Below are 26551 nucleotides of genomic sequence, written 5' to 3' on the forward strand. Positions count from 1 at the left end.
CCGGACACAGGTGACCGTGCCTTCCGAGTGCGCGGAACCGGCTCGAGCCGGAGGACCGCGGCCATACTAAGGTAAGGATTACCTAACCAAAAGGCCCTGGTCTCGGCGATCGTCGAGTTGCCGCCTACGATTAAGGCCTGCCTAACCTAAGGGAGTTGGCCGTTGGAGACCGCAAGGTGACCGGGGGCAAGCACGTCCGCCCGGTCCTTCTCGTGGCGTCGCTGGGCACGGTGCTGACTGTGCTCTGTCTGCTGTCGATCGCCGTCGGCGCGGCCGGCATCCCGCTGGACGAGGTGGTCCGGGCGCTGTTCGGCCATGCGCCCAGCCGACTGGTCGACAACATCGTCTGGACCGCCCGCGTCCCCCGGACCACGCTGGGACTCGCCGCCGGTGCCGCACTGGGCCTGGCGGGCGGGTTGATGCAGGCGCTGACACGCAACCCGCTCGCCGACCCGGGTGTCCTCGGCGTGAGCGCCGGCGCCTCCTTCGCCATCGTGGTGGCCGTGGGGGTCTTCGGGTTCGGGTCGTTCTACGGATACGTCTGGTTCGCCTTCGCCGGAGCCCTCGCGGCCAGCGTGCTGGTGTACGTGCTCGGAAGGCTGGGCCGGTCCGGCCTGACCCCGGTGAAACTGGCGCTCGCCGGAATCGCCGTGACCTCGATGCTGTCCTCCCTGACGAGCGCGATCGCGCTCACCGACCCGGACGCGCTGGACCGCTACCGCTTCTGGTCCGCGGGCTCCATGGCCGACCAGGACGCCGCCACCGTCTGGCGGATCCTGCCCTTCCTCGCGGTGGGCACACTGCTGGCGCTGGCCTGCGCACCGGCGCTCAACAGCCTCGCGCTCGGCGACGACGTGGCGGCCTCGCTCGGGCGCCGGCTGGGCCTGGTCCGGCTCCAGGGGGTCGCCGCGGTCACCCTCCTCACCGGCGCGGCCGTCGCCGTCATCGGCCCCGTCGTCTTCGTCGGACTCGTCGTGCCGCACATCGCCCGGGTGCTCGCCCGCTCCGCGGGCCTCGGCCCCGACCACCGCTGGCTGCTGCCCCTGTCGGCTGTGCTGGCCCCGTGCCTGCTGCTGACCGCGGACATCCTCGGACGGATCGTCGCCCGGCCCACCGAGGTCCAGGCCGGGGTGATCGTCGCCTTCATCGGAGGCCCGTTCTTCATCGCCCTGGTCCGACGCCAGCGCCTGGCGGAGGTGTGACATGACGAAGCCGGCCGTACGAACCCTCGACTCCCGCCCCGGGAAGGCGCCTTCGCCCCCGACGCGTCTCCCCTCGGCGTTCCGCGCCTACCGTCTCGCCGTCCCGCCCGTGTCGGGGATCGTGCGGCCCCGGCTCGTCGCCCTGTGTCTGGTTCTGGGCGTCGGCGCCTTCCTGCTGTTCTGCTGGGGCCTGACGATCGGCGACTACCCGATCGCCTTCACGGACGTCGTACGCGCCCTGGGCGGTGCCGGCGATCCCGGCACCGTGCTCGTCGTCCAGGACCTCCGGCTGCCGCGGGCCCTCGTCGGCCTCTTGGCCGGTGTCGCGTTCGGCGTCTCGGGCGCGCTGTTCCAGACGATGACCCGCAACCCGCTGGCCAGCCCCGACATGATCGGCCTCACCCAGGGAGCGGGCACCGCCGTCGTGGCGGGACTCGTGCTCGGCTGGGACGCCGGCCTCGGCACCCAGACGCTCGGCCTGGTCGGGGCCCTGGCCACGGCCCTCCTCGTCTATCTGCTGGCCTGGCGGCGCGGCACCACCGGCTACCGGATCATCCTGGTCGGTATCGGCGTCTCCTGGATGTGCGCGAGCGCGACCGACTACCTGATGGCCAAGGGCGGACGCTTCGAGGCGCAGGCCGCCCTCGGCTGGCTGGTGGGCAACCTCAACGGCCGTACCTGGGACGAGACCCGCCCCCTCGCCGCCGCCCTGGCGGTCCTGCTCCCGGCCTCGCTGCTGCTCGGCCGGCTGCTGCGCACGCTCCAGCTCGGCGACGACGTCGCCACCGGCCTCGGCACCCGGGTCCAGTCCGTGCGCCTCGCCGTCCTGCTCACCGGCGTCGGTCTGATCGCGTTCGCCACGGCGGCGGCCGGCCCCGTGGCCTTCGTCGCGCTCGCCGCCCCTCAGATCGCGCAGCGTCTGGCCCGAACCGCCTGGCCGCCCACCGTCGCCTCCGGACTCACCGGCGCCCTCGTGGTGCTCGGCAGCGACCTCATCGCCCGCACGCTCATCTCCGGCACGGAACTCCCGGTCGGCATCGTCACCGGCGTCCTCGGCGCGCCGATCCTGCTCTGGCTGCTCGTCCGCGCCAACCGCGCGGGCTCAGGAGGTTGATCCCATGTCGGCTCATCCCACGTCGGCCGATCCCCTGTCGGTGACGTCCCCGCCCACCGGCCGGACACCGGGCGCGGGCCCGGACCTGCGGGCGAACGGCCTGCGGCTGGGCTACGACAACCGCACGGTCGTCGACGGCCTCGACCTCGTCGTGCCTCCCGGCCGGATCACCGCGATCGTCGGCGCCAACGCCTGCGGCAAGTCCACTCTGCTGCGCGCGCTGGCCCGGCTGATGGCACCGCGCGCGGGAACGGTCGAGCTGGACGGGCGGGCGCTGCACTCCATGCCGTCCAGGGAACTGGCGCAACGGCTCGGCATCCTGCCGCAGAGCCCCGTCGCACCCGAGGGTCTGACCGTCGTCGACCTGGTCAACCGGGGCCGTTCGCCGCACCAGACCTGGTGGCGGCAGTGGTCACGGGCGGACGAGCAGGCCGTACGGCAGGCCCTGGACGCCACCGGCATGACCGACCTCGCGGACCGTCCGGTCGACGAGCTGTCCGGCGGGCAGCGTCAGCGCGCCTGGATCGCCATGGCGGTCGCGCAGGGGACGGAGGTGCTGCTCCTCGACGAACCCACCACCTATCTGGACCTCGCCCACCAGATCGACGTGCTGGACCTGATCACCGATCTCAACCGCCGGGAACACCGGACGATCGTGATGGTGCTCCACGACCTCAACCAGGCCTGCCGGTACGCCGATCACGTCGTCGCCATGAAGTCGGGACGGATCGTGGCCGAGGGCTCCCCCGCCGAGGTCATCACGGTGGAGACCGTCGAGGACGTCTTCGATCTCAACTGCCGCATCACGACGGACCCGGTCAGCGGCACCCCGCTGGTCATCCCTATGGGACGGCACCACGGAGCCCCCGCCCTGGAGCGCGTCGCGCAGGGCGCCGACTGAAGGCACTCCCCCGCCGAGGGGCCCGCGCGGATGTCCGGCCGCGCGGGGCGTCCCGCCTCGCGCGACCGGTCCTCACCGGCCCGGTCGGGCCCTTACGGCGTGCGGTCCGGCACGATCGTCGTGCCGATTCCGCGGCGCGCCGACAGACCGTCGAGCAGGGCGTGCGGAACCCGGCCGTCGAGCACCCGGGCCGCTCCCACTCCGCCGCGCACGGCCCGCAGACATGCCTCCATCTTGGGCACCATCCCGCCGCCGAGCCGGGGCAGCAGACCCTCCAGTTCGACCGCGGTCATCCGGTCGACGACCCGTTCGCTGTCCGGCCAGTCCGCGTAGAGGCCCGGCACGTCGGTCAGGACGACCAGCGCGTCGGCTCCGAGCGCGGCGGCGACCGCTCCGGCGGCCGTGTCCGCGTTCACGTTGTAGACCTGGCCGTCCTCGCCCCGGCCCACGGACGAGACCACCGGAATGTGACGGTGCTCCAGCAGCAGTCCGAGAACAGCGGTGTTGACCCGCGTCACGTCGCCGACGAGGCCGATGTCCACGCGCTCACCGCCCACGTCGGCGAACCGCTTGACGGCGGTGAGCGTGCGCGCGTCCTCGCCGCTGAGCCCGACGGCGTACGGCCCGTCCTCGTTGAGCAGTCCGACCAGTTCCTTCTGGACCTTGCCGGAGAGCACCATCCGCACCACGTCCATGGTCGCGGGCGTGGTGACCCGAAGCCCGTTCAGGAAGGCGGACTTGAGACCGAGGCGGTCCAGGTGGGCGCCGATCTGCGGGCCGCCGCCGTGCACCACGACGGTCCGCACACCCCTGCGGCGCAGGGTGAGGACGTCCTGGGCGAAGGCCCGCCGCAGCGGCTCGTCGGCCATCGCGTGGCCGCCGTACTTCACGACGACCGTGCGGCCTTCCGGGGTTTCCCGGTGCTCCTCCGGCGCGGCCCGGTCGACGAGCCCGAGCGGGCCGCTCACGGACGAGCGGTGAGGTAGCCGCCCATGGTCCGGAAGTAGTCGGTGGCCGCGTGCTCGGCGCCGTCCTCGGTGCGCACCCGCCGGACGAGCAGCCCGCGCAGCCGGCCGTTGCGGGCCTCCGCGCCGGCGACGACCACGATCCCGTCCCCCTCGCGGATGAAGATCCGCCCCGGGGTGCCGCCGTAGCAGCCCCGCGACACCGACGCCTCGACGATGCGCAGGCGTTCGCCCCGGTGATGGGTGAAGGCGTTGGGATACGGGTCGGACTGGGCGCGCACCAGCCGTTCGAGGTCCTCGGCGGGCCAGGTCCAGTCGATCCGGCTGTCCTCGAGGGAGCGCTTGTGGAAGAAGCTGGCGCGACCGCGGTCCTGCGGTATCCAGTGGGCCCGGCCGGACGCGATCAGGTCGAGGGACTCGGTCACCACGGGGGTGATCAGGTCCACGGTGCGGTGGAACAGGTCGGTCACGGTGTCGGCGGGGCCGACCGGGACCGCCCGCTGCAACAGCACGTCCCCGGCGTCGAGTTCGGCGTTCATGCGGTGCGCGGTGACGCCGACCTCGCGCTCACCGTTGATCAGCGCCCAGATGAGGGGCGAGAAGCCCGCGTAGGCCGGCAGCAGGGAGTCGTGGACGTTGAGCGTGCCGTGCGGGGGGAGGTCGAAGACCTCCGGCGGCAGTACGGTGCGCCAGTTGTTGGCGACGATGATGTCGGGCTCGGCGTCCCGCAGGGCGGCGAGGAGTTCCGGGTCGTCGGGCCGGTTGCGCAGCAGCACCGGGATGCCGTGCTTCTCGGCGAGGTCGGCCACGGAGTCGTCCCAGATCTTCTCGTAGGCGTGCTCGCTCTTGGGGTGGGTGACCGCCAGGACCACCTCGTGGTCGGACTCCAGCAGAGCCTGGAGCGTGCGATGCCCCCAGGTCTGGTAGCCGAACATGACGACCCGCATAGTCGATCCTCTCTTGGAGACCACCATTGCAAGGTAAGGCTAACCTTATTTACCATCAGGGGCGCCCAAGGGAAGGGAAGTTGCGGTGAACGCACTGCACGACGAACCTGACGCCATACATGACGTGATCGGGATCGGTTTCGGACCGTCAAATCTCGCACTGGCCATCGCCATTGAGGAGCACAACGCCGGGGCATCGCCCGAGGACCGGATCCGCGCGGAGTTTCTGGAGCGTCAGCCCTCCTTCGGCTGGCACCGCGGCATGCTGATCGACGACGCGACGATGCAGGTGTCCTTCCTCAAGGACCTCGTCACGATGCGGAACCCGACCAGCGACTTCACCTTCCTCTGCTTCCTGCGGGAACGCGGCAGGCTGGTGGACTTCCTCAACGCGAAGACGCTCTTCCCGTTGCGGATCGAGTTCCACGAGTACTTCGAGTGGGCCGCCGCCCGGCTCGCGCACCTCGTGGGCTACGACTGCGAGGTGCTCTCCGTGGAGCCGGTGACGTCGGACGACGGCGAGGTCCGCTGGTTCGACGTGACGAGCCGGGTGCCGGGATCACCGGAGCGCACGGTGACCCGGCGGGCCCGCAACATCTCGGTGGCCGTCGGGCTGGAGCCTCATCTGCCACCCGGCACCGCACTGTCGGACCGCGTCTGGCACAACAGTGAACTCGTCCCGCGGGTGGCCGAGTTGACCAGCACGGGCGCTCCGGTGGGCCGCATTCTGGTGCTCGGGGCCGGGCAGAGCGGCGCCGAGGCCGTCGACTACCTGCACCGGTCCTTCCCGGACACGGAGATCTGCGCGGTGTTCGCCAAGTACGGCTACACCCCGGCCGACGACAGCCCGTTCGCCAACCGGATCTTCGACCCGGAGGCGGTGGACGTCTACTTCCGGTCCGCCCCGGAGGTGAAGCAGTCACTGGTCGACTACCACCGCAGCACCAACTACTCGGTGGTCGACATGGATCTCATCGAGTCGCTGTACGCCACCATGTACCGCGAGAAGGTCCTCGGGCGGGAGCGGCTGCGCCTGCGCAACGTCTCCCGCATCCGGGACGTACAGGCCCGCGAGGACCGGCTGGACGTCACGGTGGAGTATCTCCCCACCGGAGAACGGGAGGTCATCTCCTCGGACCTGCTCGTCCACGCCACCGGATACCGCCCCCGGGACCTGGACGCGCTGCTGGGCCGGGCGTCGAAGCTCTGCCTGCGCGACGACAAGGACGCCGTCCTGGTCGGCCGGGACCACCGGGTCGAGTTCACGTCCGAGGTGACGGCCGGCATCTATGTGCAGGGGGCGACCGAGCACACGCACGGCCTCACCTCGACCCTGCTGTCCACCACGGCCGTCCGTTCGGGCGAGATCCTCGATTCGCTGGTCGCCCACCGGGCGGACGACACCGCCGCGCGGACCGACGACGCCGCCCGAACCGTCGTGTAGACACGGGCAGTCGGGATCGGGAGGGACGGCATGGCCCTGCGTGCCGTCCCTCCCGTCGGGGGGACGGTTATTGTCGCCCGGACACCGGCCCGCAGCCCAACTTAAGGTAGCCTCACCTAAGTTTCGATGTCCTTTCCCGGAGGGGTATGGATGAGTGCTGCACATCCGTCGGGGCGCGGCGTCCTGAGGGAATCGGTCACGGGACAACGCGGACGGGTGGCGCTCAGCGCCCTCTTCGGCTCCGGGCACCAGATCGGCGAGGCCCTCGTCCCCGCCCTCATCGGCGTCGTCATCGACCGCGCCGTCACCGGCTCCGACACCGGCGCCCTCGTCCTGTGGCTCGGGGTCCTGGCCGCGGTCTACGCGGGACTGGCCCTGAGCTTCCGGATCGGCGCGTGGTCGGGCGAACTCGCCGCCGTCCGTGCCGAACACTCCCTGCGCGTCACCCTCGTTCGCCGGGTCCTGCACCCCGGCGGCGGCGCCGAGAAGGGCAGACTGCCCGGCGCGCTGGCGAACATCGCGACCGAGGACGCCAAACGGGTCGGAGCCGTCAACATGGCTCTCACACTGGGGATCGCCGCGCTGGTGGGCATCGCGGCCTGCGCGATCGTGCTGTTGCGGACCTCGGTCACCCTCGGCCTCGTCGTCCTGGTGGGCACTCCGGTACTGCTGTGGCTCGGCCACCTGCTGAGCAAGCCGCTGGAGACCCGGAGCGAGGCCGAGCAGGAACAGGCCGCACACGCCTCGGCCGTCGCCGCCGACCTGGTGACCGGTCTGCGCGTCCTCAAGGGCATCGGAGGCGAGTCGGCGGCCATCGAACGCTACCGCGCGACCAGCCGCGACTCCCTGCGTGCCACCCTGCGTGCCGCCCGGGCGCAGGCCTTCCAGAGCGGGATGGTCCTCGCCCTGACCGGCTGCCTGATCGCCGCCGTCGCCCTGGTCGGCGGACGGCTGGCAGCCGAAGGCACCATCAGCCTCGGTCAGCTGGTCTCGGCGGTCGGCCTCGCCCTCTTCCTCATCGGCCCCCTGGAAGTCCTCGCCTGGGTCAACGCCGAACTCGCCCAGGGCCGCGCCTCGGCCACCCGGATCGCGGAGGTGCTGGCCGGCGCGCCCGCCGTCACCGCCGGCGGCAGTCCGCTGCCGAGCCCGGTGCGGGGCGCCGTACGGCTGACCGGAGTACGGCACGGCGGGCTGCGGGGCGTCGACCTGGACATCGTCCCCGGCGAACTCCTCGGGGTGGTCGCGACCGACCCCGCCCACGCCGCCGATCTGCTGCGCTGCCTGAGCCGCCAGGCCGACCCCGACGCCGGATCGGTCCAACTGGACGGGGTCTCCCTGCGCGATCTGGACCCGGCCGGGATCCGCACGGCCGTCCTCGTCGCCGAGCACGACGCGGACCTCTTCGAGGGCACCGTCCGGGGCAACGTGACCGCCGCCGCCCCCGAGACCGCAGCGCCCGAAGCGGCGATGAGCGCGGCCGGGGTGACCCAGGTGTCCGAGACGCTGCCGGAGGGCGAGCACACCGCGGTGAGCGAACAGGGCCGATCACTGTCGGGCGGGCAGCGCCAACGCGTGGCCCTCGCCCGTGCGTTGGCGGCGGACCGCCCGGTCCTCGTGGTCCACGAACCGACCACGGCGGTCGACACGGTGACCGAGGCCCGCATCGCGTCCGGCATCCGCGACATCCGCACGGGACGCACCACGGTCCTCGTGACGACGAGCCCCGCCCTCCTCGCGGTCACCGACCGGGTGGCGCTCCTCCACGACGGCCGGGTCACGGACACCGCCCCGCACGCCGAGCTGGTGCGGCGCCACGAGATCTACCGTTCGGCGGTGCTGGCATGAGCGGCATCCCGGCGGACCGGAACGAGGAAGCGATGACCGCCCGAGAGCTCCTGCCCACCGCGACCCCGGCGAGGACACGCGCCGCCGTGCGCGAACTGACGGGCCCGTACGGCAGGTTGGCGCTCGGCTCCCTCGTGACGATGGTCGCGGCCACCGCGGTGGGACTGCTCGTCCAGCCCCTGCTCGGACACATGGTGGACGTCGTGGCCGACCGACGGCCGCCCGGGGATCTCACCCTCCCGGTCGTCCTGCTGGTCGTAGTCGCCCTCGTCCAGGGCGGCGCCACCGCGCTCGGCCTCTCCCTGGTGTCACGGCTCGGCGAGAGCGTGCTCGCCCGGCTGCGCGAACTGTTCGTGGACCGGGCGCTGCGCCTGCCCCTGGAGCAGGTCGAGAAGGCCGGCACGGGAGACCTCACCGCCCGTGTCACGCGGGACGTGGCCCGGGTGGGCGAGGCCGTCCGCTCCGCGCTGCCCGAGCTGGCCCGCTCGGTCCTGGCCATCGTGCTCACCCTGGCCGCGATGGCCGCGCTGGACTGGCGCTTCCTGCTCGCCGCTCTCGTCGCCGTACCCGTCCAGGCGCACACCGCGCGCTGGTACCTGCGCAACGCCGTGCCGCTGTACGCCCGCGAACGCATCGCGACCGGCGCCCAGCAGCAGCAGCTGCTCGACACCATCTCCGGCGCCGGCACCGTACGGGCGTACCGGCTGGAGGACGAGCACACCGGGTACGTCACCGAACGCTCCTCCTCCGCGGTCGAGTTGACGATGCGCGGGGTCAAACTGGTGCTGCGCTTCTACAACCGGCTGCACATCGCGGAGTACTCGGGGCTCGCCGCCGTCCTCGTCACCGGGTTCCTGCTGGTCCGCGCCGGATCCGTGTCCATCGGCACGGCGACCGCCGCCGCGCTGTACTTCCACAGCCTGTTCACGCCGGTGAACTCCGCCCTGGTGCTCCTCGACGACGCCCAGACCGCCACCGCCGCGCTCAACCGGCTCGTCGGGGTCGCGGACCCCGCGCCCGCCGACGCCGGACCGGCGGCCACCGTTCCCGGGCAGCCGGGCCCCGCCGACGACGGACCCGGCACGGTCACCGTGACCGGCCTCCACCACGCCTACACGCCCGGAAGGCCCGTCCTGCGGGACGTGAGCCTGACGCTGCGTGCCGGGGAACGGGTGGCCCTGGTCGGCCCCAGCGGCGCCGGCAAGACGACGCTCGCCAAACTCATCGCGGGTGTGCACCGGCCGACCGCCGGTTCGGTCCGGCTGGCCGGCTCCGGCCTCCCCGGCGAGAGACTGCAGGTCGCGCTGGTGACCCAGGAGACACACGTCTTCGCCGGGCCGCTCGCCGCGGACCTGCGGCTGGCCCGGGCCGCGGCCGGCGACGAGGACCTGCGCGCCGCGCTGGCCGTCGTCGAGGCGCTCGACTGGGTCGAGGCCCTGCCCGAGGGCCTCGCCACGGTCGTCGGCGAGGGCGGGCACCGCCTCACCCCCGCCCAGGTGCAGCAACTGGCCCTGGCCCGCCTGGTCCTGACCGACCCGCCGGTGGCCGTGCTCGACGAGGCGACGGCCGAGGCCGGCAGCACCGGCGCCCGCCTCCTGGAGAGGGCCGCCGCCCGGGCCGTCGAGGGCCGGACGGCCCTCGTCGTCGCCCACCGCCTCACCCAGGCCGCCACCGCGGACCGGATCGTCGTCATGGAGGACGGCCGGATCGTCGAGAGCGGCCGCCACGACGAGCTGTGCGCCGCCGACGGCACCTACGCCTCGCTCTGGCAGGCCTGGTCCGGAACGCGCGCGACGCCCGAACACCCCCCGCACACCCTCACCGCCCCGACCCTGAAGGACCACTGATGCTCGGCTCCCTGAGAGGCACCCGGCTCGCCGCGGCGCTCGCCTCGGCCCTCCTGCTCTTCGGCACCGTCGCGGCCTGCGGCTCCTCGGACGGCTCCGGAGCCGGTTCCGAGAAGCCCGCCGCCGCGAACAAGGCTTTTCCCGTCACGATCGCCCACAAGTACGGCAGCACCACCGTCAAGGCCGAGCCCCGGCGGATCGTCACGGTCGGTCTGACCGACCAGGACTCCGTGCTGGCCCTCGGCAAGGTGCCCGTCGGCACCACGGAATGGCTCGGCGGCTACAAGGGCGCCATCGGCCCCTGGGCCACCGACAAGCTCGGAGACGCCACGATCCCCACCGTCCTGAAGGACACCGGCACCGGCCCGCAGACCGAGAAGATCGCGGCCCTGCACCCGGACCTGATCCTCGCGGTCTACGGCGGCCTCACGAAGGCGCAGTACACCACCCTGTCGAAGTTCGCTCCCGTGGTGGCCCAGCCGAAGGAGTACAACGACTTCGGTGTGCCCTGGCAGAAGCAGACCGAGATCATCGGCAAGGCGCTCGGCCAGGAGGCCAAGGCCGCCTCGGTGGTGAACGGGGTCGAGGCCGACTTCAAGGCCGCCGCCGCGAAGAACCCCGCGTTCGCCAGGTCCAAGGGCGTCGTGGCCACACCGTACGAAGGCACCTTCGTGTTCGGCAGTCAGGACCCCCGTTCGCGCGTCCTGACCGACCTCGGCTTCACCCTCCCCGCCGATCTCGACAAGGTCATCGGGGACGAGTTCGGCGCCAACATCAGCAAGGAGCGCACCGACCTGCTGGACACCGACGCGATCGTCTGGATCGCCGGGGACCCGGCCGAGGACGAGGCCAAGCTGCACAAGGACGCCCTGTACGGCGACCTGAAGGTGGCGCGGCAGCAGCGTGAGGTCTACATCAAGGAGAGCAGCGACTACGGCAACTCCGTCTCCTTCGTGACGGTGCTCAGCCTGCCGTACATGCTCGACCGGCTGGTGCCCCAGCTGGCCGCCGCCGTCGACGGCGACCCCGCGACGAAGGTGCCGGCCCCCGGCGCGTGACCCCTCCCGCCCCGGACGTCCCACCCGGGCCCGGAGCACGGTCCGCCCTGCTCCCGGCCCCGTCCCGTACCGCTGCCGGGCGCCCGCCCGGACCCCTGAGATCTGGATCACCGAAGCCAAGAGGCCAAGGTCACAGGCGCCGCCTCTGCTGCCGCTCGAGAACTCTGGCCTAGCATCCGAGCATGACAGTCCTGCCCAATGACGGGCTCGCGCTGGCCGCCGAGTTCCCGTCCGCGACCCATGACCAGTGGCAGCTCCTGGTGGAGGGCGTGCTGCGCAAGTCGGGCAAGGAGGTCTCGGGCGCGTCTGCCGAGGACGCGCTGTCGACCTCCTTGGAGGACGGGCTCCGCACCAAGCCCCTGTACACCGCGCGCGACGCGGCTCCCGATCCCGGCCTTCCCGGGTTCGCCCCCTTCGTGCGGGCGGCCCGCCCCGAGGGGAGCACCGCCGGGGGCTGGGACGTACGTCAGCGGCACACGGCCGGCGACAACGCGCTGGTGCTCGGCGACCTGGAGAACGGCGTCACGTCGTTGTGGCTGGCCGTCGGCGAGGGCGGAATCCCCCTCGGCTCGCTCGGCCCCGTGCTGGAGGGCGTCTACCTCGACCTGGCGCCGGTCGTCCTCGACGCGGGCCGTGACACCGAGGCCGCGGCGGCGGAACTGCTGCGGCTGTACGAAGAGCGGGGTGTGGCTCCGGGTGCGGTCCGGGGCAATCTCGGCGGCGACCCGCTCGGCCACGAGGCCCGCACGGGCAACCCGACGGACATCGCCCCGGTCGCGGCCCTCGCGCGGCGGTGCGCCGAGGACTACCCCGGGCTGCGGGCGCTGACCGTGGACGCGCTGCCGTACCACGAGGCCGGCGGATCGGCCGCGCAGGAGCTGGGCGCCTCCCTGGCGACCGGCGTCGCCTACCTCCGGGAGCTGACCCGGGCGGGCCTGACCGTCGAACAGGCCTGCGCACAGCTGGAGTTCCGTCACGCGGCGACCGCCGACCAGTTCCTGACCATCGCCAAGCTCCGGGCGGCGCGCCGCCTGTGGGCGCGGGTCGCCGAGGTGAGCGGTGCGCCGGCCGCGGGCGCGCAGGTGCAGCACGCCGTGACGTCGCCGGTGATGATGTCGCGCCGCGACCCGTGGGTGAACATGCTCCGGACGACCATCGCCACGCTCGCCGCGGGTGTCGGCGGCGCGGACGCGGTCACCGTGCTCCCCTTCGATCACGCCCTCGGTCTGCCCGACGCGTTCGCGCGCCGCATCGCGCGCAACACCTCGACGATCCTCATGGAGGAGTCGCACCTGTCCCGGGTCATCGACCCCGCCGGCGGCTCCTGGTACGTGGAACGGCTGACCGACGAACTCGCGGGCGCGGCCTGGGAGTTCTTCCGGTCGATCGAGCAGGACGGCGGCCAGGCGGCCGCTTTGCGCTCGGGCCGGATCGGTGACGAACTGGCGAAGACCTGGGCGGCGCGCTCGGCGAAGCTCGCCACCCGACGTGAACCCGTCACCGGCGTCAGCGAGTTCCCGCATCTCGCCGAACGCCCGGTGGAACGCGCGCCGGCCCCCGCCCCGCCGTCGGGCGGCCTGCCCCGGGTCCGGCGCGACGAGGCGTACGAGGCGCTGCGGGCCCGCTCCGACGCGCACCTCGCCGCCACCGGGTCCCGGCCCCGCGTCTACCTGGCCACCATCGGCCCCGCCGCCGCTCACTCCGCGCGGTCCACGTTCGTCTCGAACCTGTTCCAGGCCGGCGGCGTCGAGCCGGTCACGGACGGCACGTTCGAGGACAGCGGAGCCACGGAGGCCTGCGTCTGCTCCAGCGACACGCTGTACGAGGAGCAGGCCGCGAGCACGGCCGAGGCCCTCGTGGCGGCAGGCGCCCGGCACGTGTTCCTCGCCGGCCGTCCCGGGCAGTACCCGGGTGTCGACTCCTACGTCTTCGCGGGCTGCGACGCCGTCGCCGTCCTCTCCGCCACGCTCGACCGCATGGGAGTGTCCTGATGGGAATCCCCGACTTCTCCGGGATCGAACTGGGGACACCCACCGCCGACGGCACCGCCGAGGAGTGGAACGCCGCCGCGGCGAAGGCCACCGGCGGCGAGGCGGTCTGGGAGACCCCGGAGGGCATCGCGGTCAAGCCGCTGTACACCGGGCGGGACACCGAGGGCCTGGACTTCCTCGACACCTACCCGGGGATCGCGCCGTACCTGCGCGGTCCGTACCCGACCATGTACGTCAACCAGCCCTGGACGATCCGTCAGTACGCGGGTTTCTCCACGGCCGAGGAGTCGAACGCCTTCTACCGCCGCAATCTGGCGGCCGGCCAGAAGGGCCTGTCGATCGCCTTCGACCTGCCCACGCACCGGGGTTACGACAGCGATCACCCGCGCGTGACGGGCGACGTCGGCATGGCGGGCGTGGCCATCGACTCCATCTACGACATGCGGCAGCTCTTCGACGGCATCCCGCTGGACAGGATGACCGTGTCGATGACGATGAACGGCGCCGTGCTGCCCGTTCTCGCGCTGTACATCGTGGCGGCCGAGGAACAGGGCGTACCGCCCGAGAAGCTGGCCGGGACCATCCAGAACGACATCCTCAAGGAGTTCATGGTCCGCAACACCTACATCTATCCGCCGAAGCCGTCGATGCGGATCATCTCCGACATCTTCGCGTACACCTCGCAGCGGATGCCGCGCTACAACTCCATCTCCATCTCCGGGTACCACATCCAGGAGGCGGGGGCGACGGCCGATCTGGAGCTGGCGTACACGCTCGCCGACGGCGTGGAGTACATCCGGGCGGGCCGCGAAGCGGGCCTGGACGTGGACGCGTTCGCGCCGCGTCTGTCCTTCTTCTGGGCGATCGGCATGAACTTCTTCATGGAGGTCGCCAAGCTGCGGGCGGCGCGCCTGCTGTGGGCGAAGCTCGTCAGGCAGTTCGACCCGCAGAACTCCAAGTCCCTCTCCCTGCGCACTCATTCGCAGACCTCCGGCTGGTCGCTGACCGCACAGGACGTGTTCAACAACGTGACGCGTACGTGCGTGGAGGCGATGGCCGCCACCCAGGGACACACGCAGTCCCTGCACACCAACGCCCTCGACGAGGCGCTGGCCCTGCCGACCGACTTCTCCGCGCGGATCGCGCGCAACACGCAGTTGCTGCTCCAGCAGGAGTCCGGCACGACCCGGGTCATCGACCCGTGGGGCGGCAGCGCGTACATCGAGAAGCTGACGTACGACCTCGCGCGCCGGGCCTGGCAGCACATCGAGGAGGTCGAGGCGGCGGGCGGCATGGCGCAGGCCATCGACGCCGGCATCCCCAAGCTCCGGATCGAGGAGGCGGCGGCCCGTACCCAGGCCCGGATCGACTCCGGCCGCCAGCCGGTCATCGGCGTCAACAAGTACCGGGTCGAGACCGACGAGAAGATCGACGTCCTCAAGGTCGACAACTCCTCCGTGCGCACCCAGCAGATCGAGAAACTGCGGCGGCTGCGGGCGGAGCGCGACGAGGGCGCGTGCCAGGACGCGCTCGACGCGCTGACGCGCGCGGCCGGTGGTGAGGGCAACCTGCTGGAGCTGGCGGTGCGCGCCGCACGCGCCAAGGCGACGGTCGGCGAGATCTCCGACGCGCTGGAGAAGGTGTACGGGCGGCACGCGGGCCAGATCCGTACGATCTCCGGCGTGTACCGCAACGAAGCAGGGGAGTCCCCGTCCGTGGACCGCACGCGCGCGCTGGTGGACACGTTCGAGGAGGCGGAGGGCCGTCGCCCGCGCATCCTGGTGGCCAAGATGGGCCAGGACGGTCACGACCGCGGCCAGAAGGTCATCGCCACCGCGTTCGCCGACCTCGGCTTCGACGTCGACGTCGGCCCGCTGTTCCAGACGCCCGCCGAGGTGGCGCGCCAGGCGGTGGAGGCGGACGTGCACATCGTGGGTGTCTCGTCGCTGGCCGCGGGGCATCTCACGCTCGTCCCGGCGCTGCGCGAGGAGCTGGCGTCGGAGGGCCGTGAGGACATCATGATCGTGGTCGGCGGGGTGATCCCGCCGCAGGACGTTCCGACGCTGCTGGAGATGGGCGCGGCGGCCGTGTTCCCGCCCGGCACGGTGATCCCGGACGCGGCCTACGACCTCGTCCGGCGGCTCGGGACGGACCTCGGGCACGAGCTGTGATCGCGCTCGACACCTACGTCAAGGGGGTCCTCGGGGGAAGGCGGGCGCTGGTCGCCCGCGCGATCACCCTCGTGGAGTCCACGCGCCCCCAGCACCGGGCGCTGGCGCAGGAGTTGCTGACCGAGCTGCTCCCGCACAGCGGCAGGGCGCGGCGGATCGGGATCAGCGGGGTTCCGGGTGTCGGCAAGTCGACGTTCATCGACGCGTTCGGCACGATGCTGACCTCGCTCGGCCACCGGGTCGCGGTGCTCGCCGTCGACCCGTCGTCGAGCCGTACCGGCGGCTCGATCCTCGGTGACAAGACGCGGATGGAGCGGCTGGCCGTGGACCCGGACGCGTTCATCCGCCCCTCCCCCACCGCCGGCACGCTCGGCGGGGTCGCCAAGGCGACCCGGGAGTCGATCGTGGTGATGGAGGCGGCGGGATACGACATCGTGCTCGTGGAGACGGTCGGGGTCGGACAGTCGGAGACCGCCGTCGCGAACATGGTCGACTCCTTCCTGCTGCTGACGCTGGCCCGCACCGGGGACCAGTTGCAGGGCATCAAGAAGGGCGTCCTGGAGCTGGCCGACGTGATCGCGGTCAACAAGGCGGACGGACCGCACACCCGTGACGCCCAGTCCGCCGCCCGTGAACTGGCCGGTGCGCTGCGGCTGATGCACGGCAAGGACGCGGCCTGGACGCCGCCCGTGCTCAGTTGCAGCGCCCGTGAGGGTGCGGGCCTGGACACCGTGTGGGACCGGCTGGAGCAGCACCGCACGCTGCTCGACTCCTCCGGCCGGCTGGCCGACAAGCGGCGCGACCAGCAGGTCGACTGGACCTGGACGATGGTCCGTGACGAGCTTCTCGGCCGGCTGCACGCCGACCCGGAGGTTCGTGCGCTGGCCCCGGACCTCGAACGGCAGGTGCGCGAGGGGTCGTTGACGGCGACCCTCGCCGCGGAACGGATCCTGAGGACCTTCCGGGGCGGAGACCGTTAGCGATGGGAGCGGGCCTGTCGAACCGCGGTACCGGGGGCCGGCGTTCCCCGCGCAGGGCGTGGAGTGAGGTGCGCGGGGCCGGAACGGCCCCAGGCCCGCACGATGTCCCAGGAACGTGAAGGGCCCCCGGCCGGTGCCGGGGGCCCTTCACGTTGCCGGGGACTCAACCGGCGGCCGGGACGGACTGCCCGGAACCGACGGCTGCGGGCTTCGGGTTCAGCAGGCGCTCGGCCAACTCACCGAAGACCAGACCGAATCCGCCCCACAGTGCGGCCTGGATGGCCAGGGCCGAGAGGCGGAACCGCCACAGAAGGGTGGCCGGGAACTCCGCGGGCACCTCGTTGATGACGGGCAGGAACGCGTAGGCCAGGCCGATCACGACGGCGAAGGCCACGACCGCGACGACCGTCGCGTTCCAGTTGCCGATCCTCGGGGCGAGACGCTTGCCGAGGAGGGTGGCGGCGACGGCCAGCAGCACGCTGAGGACCATCATCAGGAAGTACAGGGTGGTCCGCTTGCCGATGGTGTCGGGGTCGCCGACCGACGGCGGGTTGGCCGGGTACTTCAGGAACGGCACGACGTAGACGGCGAGCAGCGCGCAGCCCGAGAGGAGCAGCGCGGTCGCGCGCGCCCCGAACCGGCCCACGCGGCCGAGGGCGAAGCAGTAGGCGAGCGCGGCGATGCCGCCGAAGGCGACCCCGTAGAGCAGCACACCGGTGGCCAGGCCGGCGGTGGACTGCAGGCTGCGCGAGACGAGTTCGACCTCGTGCCCATGGGCGTGTGCGTGCGCTTCCTCGAAGCCGATGGCGCTGTCGACGCTCGGTTCACCGAGGAAGTAGGCGACCACCAGCGCGAGCACGCCGGCCGCGAGGCCGGCGAGCATGCCGCGGACGAGCAGGTTTCTTACCGTTGCGGAGTTCATGAGTGTGCTCTGTCCCTCGCGTCAGTGGCAGGGGAAGCCGAGCAGGTGGCGGGCGTCGTGGACCCATTCGTGGACGTTCTCGCCCGAGACGACGGCGGTGGCGCCCTGTTCCGCGCCGACGAAGTAGAGCAGGACCAGCATCAGGATGCCGAAGAAGACCGCCCAGGGAGCGATCGCCTTCAACGGCAGCTTGGCGGGCACTACGGGGGTGGTGGCTGTCGGCGGAGCGACGGTCTGCGCCATGGCAGGACCTCCTCGGGAGTTCGCGTCCCATCTCGGTGGTGCACTGGATGACGTCTACGGGTCTGACTTGCGAGGTGTCCAGCGTGCTGGAGCGTCTCGTTCACAGTGGCGCGACCGTGCCGGATTCCCACCGGCTTCCGTCCTGACGTCATCGTTATCGGACCGACCGTACCGCGTGGCGGGTACATGGCCAAGACCGCGCCACCTGGCGTGATCTTCCTCTCGCGCCAGGTGGCCGGTCCGTGGGGGCGGTGCGTCGACGGCGCGCCCGGCCACGGAGGTCGACGGGAGGCGTCAGCAGCCGGCTCCGCCCGTGTCCGGGCCGACCCCGGGTACCACGAGCCCGAGTTCGCGTTCGCCGAGCGGCGCGAAGAAGCGCTCGACGTCCGCGTCGGTCACCTCGGCGAGAGTCGCCGGGGTCCAGTGCGGGTCGCGGTCCTTGTCGATGATCTGCGCCCGGACGCCCTCCACCAGGTCGGGAGCTGCCAGGAACGCGCAGGAGACGCGGTACTCCTGGTTCAGGACGCTTTCCAGCGGACCCGCCCGACGGGCCCTGCGCAGCGAGGCCAGGGTGACCTTCAGCGCGGTGGGCGAGCGGCTGAGCAGCGTCTCGGCCGCCTCCTTGGCGGCGGGGTCCCCGAAGGCTTCCAGCCGCCGGAGGACCTCGTCCACGGTGTCGGCCGCGTAGCTGGTGTCGATCCACGCACGGCAGTCCGTCAGCGGTGCCGGGGGCGGCAGTTGGGTGTGGCGGGTCAGGGCCTCCCGCACGGACCGGTCCGCCAGGTCGGCGAGGAACGCGGGGAGAGCGGCGGAGGGGACGATGTGGTCGGCGAGGCCGCACAGTACGGCGTCTCCCGCGGTGACCGACGTGCCGGTCAGGGCGAGATGGGTGCCCAGCTCGCCGGGGGCGTGGGCGAGCAGGTAGGTACCTCCGACGTCGGGGACGAAGCCGATGCCGGTCTCCGGCATGGCGATCCGCGAGCGCTCGGTGACGATCCGGACGCTGCCGTGCGCGGAGATGCCGACACCGCCGCCCATGACGATGCCGTCCATGACGGCCACGTAGGGCTTGGGGTAGCGGGCGATGCGGGCGTTGAGGTGGTACTCGTCGCGCCAGAACGCGGCGGAGGCGGTGCCGTCCCCGTCGCGGGCGTCGTCGTGGACGACGCGGATGTCGCCGCCCGCGCACAGGCCGCGGTCTCCGGCGCCGGTGACGACGACCGTCTCGACGGCCGGATCGTGCTCCCAGGCGGTGAGCGCGCGGTCGACGAGGTGCACCATCTCGTGGTTCAGGGCGTTCAGCGCCCGCGGCCGGTTGAGGATGATGTGGGCGGCCCGTCCCTCGGTGCGCACCAGGACGGACGGCTCGGTGGCGTGTTCGTCGGTGCCGGTCATCCGCGGACCTCCGTCGGGCCGTTGGCCACGCTGTCGTGCATGATCTCGTTCGTTCCTTCCGGGGCCGGGTGGAGAGCACAACTCGGTGACGATCTTCTCAGCGCCCGTGCCGGCGGGGGGAGCCGGTGCCTTCGAGCGGGTGCGGGGTCTGTCGGCTCCGGGTGGCCGGACGCCGACAGACCCCGGGCGGGCGCGGGTCGGACCCCGGTTGTTCAGCGCTTCTCCACCGTGCGCAGATACGCGCCCAGCCGGGCGACGGCCGACGGATTGCGGGGGCTCTCGACGAGGTCGGCGTAGTCGAGGACGAAGACGCGCCGGTTCTTGAGGGCCGAGACCCCGCGGAGCGGCGGGTGGTTCAGCAGGAACTTCTTCTTCTGCTCGGCGCTCGTGTCCCCGTAGTCGCAGATCACGATCACGTCCGGGTCGCGCTCGACGACGGTCTCCCAGCCGACGGTGGTCCAGGAGTCCTGGACGTCGTGCATGACGTTGACGCCGCCGGCCTCGCTGATGATCTGCTCCGGGGCGGCGTAGCGGCCGGCCGTGAAGGGGGTGTCCTGGCCGCTGTCGTAGAGGAAGACCTTCGGCCGGTCCGCGCCCTCGGGTGCCTGCGCCCGGACGTCGGCGATCCGCTTCTTGAAGCCGGCGACCAGTGCGGCGGCCCGGTCCTCGACGCCGAACAGCTTCCCGAGGTTGGTGAGGTCGGCGTAGAGCGCGTCGAGGGGCGGCATGATGCCGCGGGCGGATCCCGAACGGCCGTTGTGGCAGGACTCGGTGAGGACGTAGGAGGGGATGCCGAGCTTCTTCAGGGCGTCGGGGGTGAAGCCGTCCTCCTCGCGGAAGCCGTAGTTCCAGCCTGCGAAGACGAGGTCGGCGCGGGCGGCGAGGACGTTCTCCTTGGTGAGCTGGTCCTTGGAGAGCCACTTCACCTTCTCGTAGCCCTCCTTCCAGGGCACGCCGGTCAGGTCGCCCTTGTCGTCGGGCATGGCGAACCCGGCCATGCGGTCCTCCAGGCCGAGCGCGAACATGATCTCGGTGATGCCGACGTCGTTGGTGACCACCCGGCGCGGCACCCGGTCGTAGGTGACCTGACGGCCGCAGTTGGTGAGGGTGACGGCCGGGGACCGGGCGTCGTCGGACGTCTCGACGTGCGCGCCGCAGCCGGAGGCCGTGACGGTGGCGGTGAGACAGAGGGCGGCAATGAGCTTTCTGCGCACGGGTGTTCCTCAGGGGGTGGTCGGAAGGAGGTCGAAGAGGAGCTGGACGGCGCCGGTGACCGGGTGCCGTACGGGGTGGGCGCGGACGCCGAACACGTCGGCCAGCAGCTCGGGCCGGAGTACGTCGAGCGGTGGACCCGACGCGACGATCCGGCCGTCGGCGATCACGTACAGGAGGTCGCAGTGGGCGGCGGCGAGATTCAGGTCGTGGAGCGCCGCCAGCACGGTGAGGCCGCTCGCCCGGACCAGGGCGAGGACGTCCAACTGGTGGGCGATGTCGAGGTGGTTGGTGGGCTCGTCGAGGACGAGGACCTGGGGTCGCTGGGCGAGAGCGCGGGCGATGAGGACGCGCTGTTTCTCGCCGCCGGACAAGGCCAGGAACCCGCGGTCGGCGAGATGGGCGACGCCCGTGCGGTCCATGGCTCCGGCGCAGATCGCCCGGTCGTCGGCGGCCGTCCGGTTCCGGTGCGGATGCCGTCCCATGCCGACGACTTCGGCGACGGTGAAGTCGAACTCGGCGGAGGACTCCTGCGGCAGCGCGGCCAGCAGTCGCGCCGCCGCCCGCGCGTCCATGCCGTGCAGGTCGTCCCCGTTCAGCCGGACCGCTCCCCCGGCGGGCCGCAGCGCCCGGTAGACGCACCTCAACAGAGTTGATTTGCCGCTGCCGTTGGGGCCGACGAGCCCGACGAACGTCCCGCTGTCCACGGTGAGACGGATGTCGTCGAGGAGCCGCACGGTGCCCGCGTCGGCCGAGAGTCCCTCGATCTCGAGTCGCATCAGTGGCCCCCGAACGCGTAGCCGCCGCGCCGCATGAGGAGCAGGAACGCGGGCACGCCGGCCACGGCGGTGATCACGCCGACCGGCAGCTCCGCCGGGGCGAGCAGCAGGCGGGAGAGGACGTCGGCCCACACGAGCAGGACCGCGCCGGCCAGGGGCGCGACGGCGAGCACCCGCCGGTGGTCGGCGCCCACCAGCATCCGCACGACGTGCGGCACCATCAACCCGACGAATCCGACGGCGCCGCTGACGGCGACGACGGTGCCGGTCACCGCGGCCGTGACCAGGAACAGCTCCCCGCGGAGGCGCGCCGGCCGGACACCGAGCGCGGCGGACGTCTCGTCCCCCATGGCGAGGGCGTTGAGCGGCTCGGCCCTGAGCCTGAGCCATACCCAGCCGACCGTCACGGTCAGCGCGGCGACGGGGATCTGTGCCCAGGTCGCCCCGCCCAGGCTGCCGAGCAGCCACATCATCGCCGACCGTGCCGCCTCGCCGCGTGCGGCACCGAACACCATGAGCGTGGTGAGCGCCTCGAAGCCGTAGGCCAGGGCGGTCCCGGTGAGGATCAGCCGCAGCGGGGTGAGGCCGTGCGGCGACCGTGCCACCGCGTAGACGAGGACCATGGCCGCGAGGGCGGAGGCGAACGCCGACACGGACAGCGCCCATACGCCGAGCCCGGCGAACGCGCCGAGCAGGATGACGGCGTTGGCGCCCACCGCCGCGCCGGAGGAGATGCCGAGGACGAAGGGGTCGGCGAGCGCGTTGCGGACCATGGCCTGCACGGCCACGCCGACCGTCGCGAGCCCGGCTCCGACCACCGCGCCGAGCACCACCCGTGGGAGCCGGATCTCCGTGACGATGGTGTAGGCGGCGGCGTCCGGGGCCCGCACGGTCCCGCCGGTGGCACCGGCCCACAGGAGGCGCAGGACCGCGGTCGTCCCGATCCCGGTCGCGCCCAGGGCGACGCCGCAGACGAGGGAGATCAGGAGCACGACCGCGAGGCAGCCGAGGAGCGGGGTCAGCGGCAGGCGGCCGGGGGTCCTGTCCCGGGTGCGGCCGGGTCCGGGTATCGGAGTCGTCGTGGTGGTGCGCACGGGGCGGTCCTTCGCCTGGGGCCGCCTGGTGAACCGAGGCAGGGGAACAGCCCGTACAGCGCGCCGGCCGTGCGGTCCCCTGTCGCATTCCACGGCGAGCAGTCAACGGGTCGCGTGCTCCCCGCGGGCGATCGGACTCGCGTGACGGACCGTCAGGTCGCCACGCACACCGTTGCGGGTCAGCGCCGGACTCTCACCGGACTTCCCCCACGGGAGGCTCGGCGAGCGTAACAGGCGGGCCCCTCGGCGCTTCGACGCCGTCAACGCCGTCGACGCCGGACCGTGCCGCGCGGGCACGCGGCGACGGTGGACACGGTCCGACGGACGGATCCCGTCAGGCCTCATCCTCGGCGCGCAGGACGTACAGCTCCGGCAGGTTGACCACGATCGCCTCCTGCGTGCTCCGGGCGATGACGACGACGGCCTCGTCCGCCGGGTCGGGGTTCTCCTCGCGGTGCGGCACGAACGGGGGCACGAAGATGTAGTCGCCCGGGGAGGTGCGCAGCCGGATCTCCTCGGGCTGCGGGCCCGCGTCGTCGAGGAACACGAACTCGGGGTGTCCGCTCACGACGTAGATGGCCGTCTCGGACGCACCGTGATGGTGGTCGGAGGACGCGGTCGAGGGGGCGACGTGGGTCTGGCCCATCCACAGCTTCTCGGAGCCCACCGTGGTGCCGCTGACGGCGGCGAACCGGCGCATGCCGCCGGACTGCGCGGTGTCGCCGTCGAGCGCGTCGGCACGGATGTGGTGCAGGCGGGTGCGCAGCGGGGACGGTGACTCCCCCGCACGGTCCGTGAGATGGGGGTGGAAACCTTCACCGGGGGTCGTCAGCGGCTGGCTCATGGGGGGCGACGCTAGAGCCGTCCGGAAAAGGATGTCAAGAGGTGTCCATTGTCCTTCACCTGCGGCAATGTTCCCGCAATGTAGGTGTGGAAGCGGTGGAAGCCCCCGCGCCCGGCGCCCTGTCGGGCATCATGGCCCCATGCATATCTCCGCGAAGGCGGACTACGCCACACGGGCGCTGCTGGAGCTCGCCCGCGAACCCGCCAGACCGCTCACCTGCGAGGCGATCGCCTCCTCGCAGCACATCCCGTTCCGGTTCCTGAAGTCCGTCGTCGGCGAACTGCGCAGGGCGGGGCTGGTGCGCAGCCAGCGCGGCTGCGAGGGCGGGTACTGGCTGGGCCGGCCGGCCGGCGAAGTCACGCTGCTGGACGTCGTACGCGCCGTGGACGGCGAGTTGATCACGCTGCGGGGTGAGCCGTTGGCCGGACTGGACTATCCCGGGCCCGCCGCCGGACTGCCCGGGGTGTGGCGGCAGATCGAGGCGGACGCCGCGGCGGTGCTCGGCGGGACGACCCTGGCCGCGCTGCTGCCCGCCGAACCGGCCGAACGGCTCAGCCACCAGGGAGCCGCGTGACGGCCCCGCCCGAGGCCGGGGCGCGGGCGGTACGACACCCCGGGGTGGAGGTGGTCGAGTACACGGACCCGCTGTGTCCGTGGGCCTGGGGTTCGGAGCCGGTGTTCCGCCGGCTGCGCGCCGGGCTTGCGGGCCGCGTCCGCTGGCGCCGCGTGTACTGCCTGCTCTTCGACCTCGACGACGACCCGCCGCCCGATCCGGCGGCGGAGACCGCCTGGTACGCGCGCTACGTCGAGGACGTCTGCACGCACACGGGAGCCCCGAGACCCGTCCGGCTGAGCCGGGTCGCGGCGAGTTCCTGGCCGTCCTCGCTGGTCGCCAAGGCCGCCGAGCGACAGGGCGCCGAGGTGGCCGACCGGGTGCTGCGGCGGCTGCGGGAGAGCGTCTTCGTCCTGGGCGAACCGGCGGACACCGTGCCGCTCGCGCTGTCGGCGGTACGGGGCGTGCCCGGCCTGGACCATGAGCTGCTGGCCGCGGGCGCGGCCTCGGCCGAGGTGCTGGACGCGGTGCGCGCCGACCACGCCGAGGCGCGTCGTCCGGTGCGCGCGGTGCTGTCCGTGCCCGGCGGATCGCCGCACCCCGGCGCCGCGAAGGAGACCGCGGACGGGGGCCACCGGTACGCGCTGCCGACCCTGCTGATCCGTACGTCCACGGCGTTCCGGGTCGTACCGGGCTGGCGGCCGTACGAGCAGTACGCGGCGGCCGTGGCCGAGTTGAGCCCGGAACCGCCGGCGGACTCCGAACGGTGGACTGCCGCCCAGGCACTCGCCCGGTACCGGAGCCTCACCGGCCCGGAGGGCCACGTGCTGGCCGACGGGCCGTGGCCCCCCGTGGAGGCGGTCCGTGTCGACACCGGCAACGGGCCGTTGTGGCTGCATCCGGAGGAGGCCGCGGTGCACCCCGCCCGCCGCGCAGGTCCGCTCCCGGCGTCCTGACAGGCTTCTGATCAGGGGTCAGAGACGTCCCGCCCAATGAGACACCAATTGGTGTCCATTGACAGCCGCCGAGCACCGCCGCCAGGATGTGCCCATGCTCACGACGCATCCCGGCGTGGAGTGCCGCTACGTGGACCTGCGGCGCACCTGCAGCGCTCTCTGTCGCTGACCGCCCGCCCACCGCGGCCCCCAGGCGCCTGACGCCGCTCTCCTCGGCACCGGCACCGGTCTCCCACCGGTTCGCCGCCCGACGCCCGTCATCGCGCGCCGCCCCCGCAGCGCCTCGTCGTTCTCCCTCCCTCGGCCTTCCGGCCGCCCCTCTCGCGATCCGCCGACGCCTCACGCCCTGAGCGCGGCATGCCTCCGTGCGCACCGACGCCACGCCGGCATGCCCGTCCGGGCTGCGCGGACCGGGTAGGGGCGTGCCGTCCTCGCTCCCGTTCCGGCGCCCCGGCGCGGACGGGAGCCCTCGCAGAAAGAACAAACAGATGTCCGGACGACTCACGCCCGAAAGCCCCGCGACAGGACTCCGCTCCGCCCGGCCCGCCCGGCTCCGTGCCGCGGCGCTGGGGACCGCCCTCGCCGCCGTGCTCGTCCCCGCGCTCAGCGCCTGCGGCGGTGAGGCGGCGTCGACCGGCGGCGGCGCGGCCGCGCTGAAGTGGACCTCCTCCTACTTCCCCGCCCACTGGGACCCGGTCGTCGGCGGCAGTGGCGCCCAGTTCCGTGAACTCGCCCTCGTGTACGCCTCGTTGACCAGGACCGACAAGGACGGCAAGGCCGTCCCGGATCTCGCCAAGAGCTGGGAGTACAACGCCAAGGGGGACGTGATCACCTTCCATCTGCGCCCCGGACTGAAGTTCAGCGACGGGACGCCGGTCGACGGTTCCGCGGTGAAGACGGCGATCGAACGGGCCAAGAAGCAGAAGAACTCGGCCCTCTTCGGCGACCTGACCTCCATCAGGTCGGTGCGGGCCGAGGGCCTCGACGCGGTGCTCCGGCTGAGCCAGGTCGACTACCAGATACCCCAGCTGCTCGGCGAGCGCGTCCTGCAGATCGCCAGCCCCAAGGCGTCCGCCTCGCCCGACAAGCTGGACCAGAACCCGGTCGGCGCCGGTCCGTTCATCGTCACCCAGCTCGTGCCGGGCACGAAGGCGGTGCTGAAGAAGAACCCCGACTACTGGGACGCGAAGAACATCCACATCGACAACGTCGAACTGACCTCCGCGCCCGACGCCTCCACCGTCGTCTCGGGACTGCAGACCGGCGTCTACAACTTCGCCGACATCGCGCCCAGTCAGGCCGACGCGGCCAAGAAGGCCGGCCTCGACGTGTTCGTGCAGCCCGGCTTCAACGCGTCCAACATCAGCCTCAACGTGAACAAGGCACCGTTCGACAACGACAAGGTCGTCGACGCCGTGCGGTACGCGGTCGACCGTCAGGAGTTCGTCGACAAGCTGACGTTCGGCTACGGCTCGGTGACCAACCAGCCCTTCCCGAAGGGGTATGTGGCCTTCGATCCGCAGTCGGAGAACGCCTACGCCTACGATCCCGCGAAGTCGAAGAAGCTGCTGGCCGAGGCCGGTTACCACGCCGGGGACATCAAGCTGAACCTGGTCATCCCGGCCGAGGACCCGCAGGCCGAGATCGTCCAGGCGCAGTTGGCGAAGGTCGGCATCAAGGTCACCATCAAGATCGACAAGAACTGGGCCACCCCGTTCTTCGCGAAGGACCTGACGTTCTCGCTGTACGGGACGACGGGGCGGGACTCCGCCGCGCAGACCCTCACCGCGCACTTCGGCCCGGACGGGCCGCTCAACCTCAGCACCCCCTACGAGCCCGCCGGGTTCGAGGCGGCCATCGCGAAGGTGCGGCAGACCCCGCTCGACTCCCCCGACTACACGAAGGTCCTCCAGACGGCGACCCGGGCGGGGCTCAAGAGCAAGGCGCTCGTCTTCACGTACTCCTCGCCCAACCTCATCGCCAAGAGCAAGTCCATCTCGGGCCTGCCGAAGAACCCGGCCCACATCGACTGGACCGGCGTGACCATCTCCGGCAACTGACCGTCGTCCACCCCAGAGAGGAGGCATT

At 72.2% G+C, this 26551-nt stretch carries 22 protein-coding genes and 2 riboswitches; of the genes, 13 read left to right on the forward strand and 9 right to left on the reverse strand.

What is annotated here, in order from left to right; translation table 11 throughout:
* Positions 1 to 212 precede the first annotated feature (212 nt).
* From B0675_RS28680 to B0675_RS28690, 3 genes are read left to right on the forward strand one after another with little or no spacing between them, the layout of a single operon-like run.
* A complete protein-coding gene (locus B0675_RS28680) occupies positions 213 to 1202 on the forward strand; it encodes an iron chelate uptake ABC transporter family permease subunit (RefSeq protein WP_081223941.1) in 990 nt (329 codons plus the stop codon).
* Between the two features lies 1 nt (position 1203).
* Positions 1204 to 2316 (forward strand): iron chelate uptake ABC transporter family permease subunit, encoded by a 1113-nt coding sequence (locus B0675_RS28685; RefSeq protein WP_081222507.1) that lies wholly within the window; start codon positions 1204 to 1206, stop codon positions 2314 to 2316.
* Positions 2317 to 2320: 4 nt separating this feature from the next.
* A complete protein-coding gene (locus tag B0675_RS28690) occupies positions 2321 to 3217 on the forward strand; it encodes an ABC transporter ATP-binding protein (protein ID WP_081222508.1) in 897 nt (298 codons plus the stop codon).
* Between the two features lie 92 nt (positions 3218 to 3309).
* Here the strand turns inward: B0675_RS28690 and argB are convergent, their stop codons facing one another.
* Positions 3310 to 4107 (reverse strand): acetylglutamate kinase, encoded by a 798-nt coding sequence (gene argB / locus B0675_RS28695; protein ID WP_277625266.1) that lies wholly within the window; start codon positions 4105 to 4107, stop codon positions 3310 to 3312.
* A 74-nt stretch (positions 4108 to 4181) separates the two neighbouring features.
* The gene (locus tag B0675_RS28700; RefSeq protein WP_081222510.1) at positions 4182 to 5129 is read right to left on the reverse strand and encodes a methionyl-tRNA formyltransferase; all 948 of its coding nucleotides are present in this window, start codon (positions 5127 to 5129) and stop codon (positions 4182 to 4184) included.
* A gap of 85 nt (positions 5130 to 5214) precedes the next feature.
* Here B0675_RS28700 and B0675_RS28705 point away from each other — a divergent pair, with 85 nt between their 5' ends.
* The 7 genes from B0675_RS28705 (at position 5215) to meaB (ending at position 16465) form a co-directional block, all read left to right on the forward strand.
* Positions 5215 to 6573, forward strand: a complete 1359-nt coding sequence (locus B0675_RS28705) for a SidA/IucD/PvdA family monooxygenase (protein ID WP_081222511.1) — start codon at positions 5215 to 5217, stop codon at positions 6571 to 6573.
* 150 nt (positions 6574 to 6723) lie between these two features.
* The gene (locus B0675_RS28710) at positions 6724 to 8418 is read left to right on the forward strand and encodes an ABC transporter ATP-binding protein (RefSeq protein WP_081222512.1); all 1695 of its coding nucleotides are present in this window, start codon (positions 6724 to 6726) and stop codon (positions 8416 to 8418) included.
* The gene (locus B0675_RS28715; RefSeq protein WP_081222513.1) at positions 8415 to 10265 is read left to right on the forward strand and encodes an ABC transporter ATP-binding protein; all 1851 of its coding nucleotides are present in this window, start codon (positions 8415 to 8417) and stop codon (positions 10263 to 10265) included. The genes B0675_RS28710 and B0675_RS28715 overlap by 4 nt, the downstream gene beginning before the upstream one ends.
* On the forward strand, positions 10265 to 11323 hold the full coding sequence (locus tag B0675_RS28720) for an ABC transporter substrate-binding protein (RefSeq protein ID WP_081222514.1): 1059 nt from the start codon (positions 10265 to 10267) through the stop codon (positions 11321 to 11323). The genes B0675_RS28715 and B0675_RS28720 overlap by 1 nt, the downstream gene beginning before the upstream one ends.
* A gap of 182 nt (positions 11324 to 11505) precedes the next feature.
* Positions 11506 to 13314, forward strand: coding sequence for a methylmalonyl-CoA mutase family protein (locus B0675_RS28725; RefSeq protein WP_081222515.1), 1809 nt, complete (start codon positions 11506 to 11508; stop codon positions 13312 to 13314).
* Positions 13314 to 15485, forward strand: a complete 2172-nt coding sequence (gene scpA / locus B0675_RS28730) for a methylmalonyl-CoA mutase (RefSeq protein ID WP_081222516.1) — start codon at positions 13314 to 13316, stop codon at positions 15483 to 15485. Before B0675_RS28725 ends, scpA begins: the two co-directional genes overlap by 1 nt.
* The gene (gene meaB, locus B0675_RS28735; RefSeq protein WP_081222517.1) at positions 15482 to 16465 is read left to right on the forward strand and encodes a methylmalonyl Co-A mutase-associated GTPase MeaB; all 984 of its coding nucleotides are present in this window, start codon (positions 15482 to 15484) and stop codon (positions 16463 to 16465) included. The genes scpA and meaB overlap by 4 nt, the downstream gene beginning before the upstream one ends.
* Positions 16466 to 16628: 163 nt before the next feature.
* Here the strand turns inward: meaB and B0675_RS28740 are convergent, their stop codons facing one another.
* The 7 genes from B0675_RS28740 to B0675_RS28770 form a co-directional block, all read right to left on the reverse strand.
* Complete coding sequence (locus B0675_RS28740) at positions 16629 to 17387, reverse strand: CbtA family protein (protein ID WP_081222518.1); 759 nt, start codon at positions 17385 to 17387, stop codon at positions 16629 to 16631.
* A gap of 21 nt (positions 17388 to 17408) precedes the next feature.
* Complete coding sequence (locus tag B0675_RS28745; RefSeq protein ID WP_081222519.1) at positions 17409 to 17630, reverse strand: CbtB-domain containing protein; 222 nt, start codon at positions 17628 to 17630, stop codon at positions 17409 to 17411.
* A gap of 40 nt (positions 17631 to 17670) precedes the next feature.
* A riboswitch (cobalamin riboswitch) is annotated at positions 17671 to 17816 on the reverse strand.
* 108 nt (positions 17817 to 17924) lie between these two features.
* A complete protein-coding gene (locus B0675_RS28750) occupies positions 17925 to 19025 on the reverse strand; it encodes an enoyl-CoA hydratase/isomerase family protein (RefSeq protein ID WP_107482865.1) in 1101 nt (366 codons plus the stop codon).
* Between the two features lie 212 nt (positions 19026 to 19237).
* On the reverse strand, positions 19238 to 20239 hold the full coding sequence (locus B0675_RS28755; RefSeq protein ID WP_081222520.1) for an ABC transporter substrate-binding protein: 1002 nt from the start codon (positions 20237 to 20239) through the stop codon (positions 19238 to 19240).
* Between the two features lie 9 nt (positions 20240 to 20248).
* The gene (locus B0675_RS28760; protein ID WP_081222521.1) at positions 20249 to 21016 is read right to left on the reverse strand and encodes an ABC transporter ATP-binding protein; all 768 of its coding nucleotides are present in this window, start codon (positions 21014 to 21016) and stop codon (positions 20249 to 20251) included.
* Complete coding sequence (locus B0675_RS28765) at positions 21016 to 22002, reverse strand: iron ABC transporter permease (RefSeq protein ID WP_241540099.1); 987 nt, start codon at positions 22000 to 22002, stop codon at positions 21016 to 21018. The genes B0675_RS28760 and B0675_RS28765 overlap by 1 nt, the downstream gene beginning before the upstream one ends.
* Before the next feature lie 212 nt (positions 22003 to 22214).
* Positions 22215 to 22340, reverse strand: a riboswitch (cobalamin riboswitch).
* Between the two features lie 104 nt (positions 22341 to 22444).
* Complete coding sequence (locus B0675_RS28770; RefSeq protein WP_081222522.1) at positions 22445 to 22954, reverse strand: cupin domain-containing protein; 510 nt, start codon at positions 22952 to 22954, stop codon at positions 22445 to 22447.
* A gap of 139 nt (positions 22955 to 23093) precedes the next feature.
* Here B0675_RS28770 and B0675_RS28775 point away from each other — a divergent pair, with 139 nt between their 5' ends.
* From B0675_RS28775 to B0675_RS28785, 3 genes are all read left to right on the forward strand, one after another.
* Positions 23094 to 23528, forward strand: a complete 435-nt coding sequence (locus B0675_RS28775; RefSeq protein WP_081222523.1) for an Rrf2 family transcriptional regulator — start codon at positions 23094 to 23096, stop codon at positions 23526 to 23528.
* The gene (locus tag B0675_RS28780) at positions 23525 to 24463 is read left to right on the forward strand and encodes a DsbA family protein (RefSeq protein ID WP_081222524.1); all 939 of its coding nucleotides are present in this window, start codon (positions 23525 to 23527) and stop codon (positions 24461 to 24463) included. Before B0675_RS28775 ends, B0675_RS28780 begins: the two co-directional genes overlap by 4 nt.
* A gap of 488 nt (positions 24464 to 24951) precedes the next feature.
* Positions 24952 to 26523 (forward strand): ABC transporter substrate-binding protein, encoded by a 1572-nt coding sequence (locus B0675_RS28785; RefSeq protein WP_081222525.1) that lies wholly within the window; start codon positions 24952 to 24954, stop codon positions 26521 to 26523.
* Positions 26524 to 26551 lie beyond the last annotated feature (28 nt).

Source organism: Streptomyces sp. M41(2017), assembly GCF_002078175.1.
GTDB lineage: Bacteria > Actinomycetota > Actinomycetes > Streptomycetales > Streptomycetaceae > Streptomyces.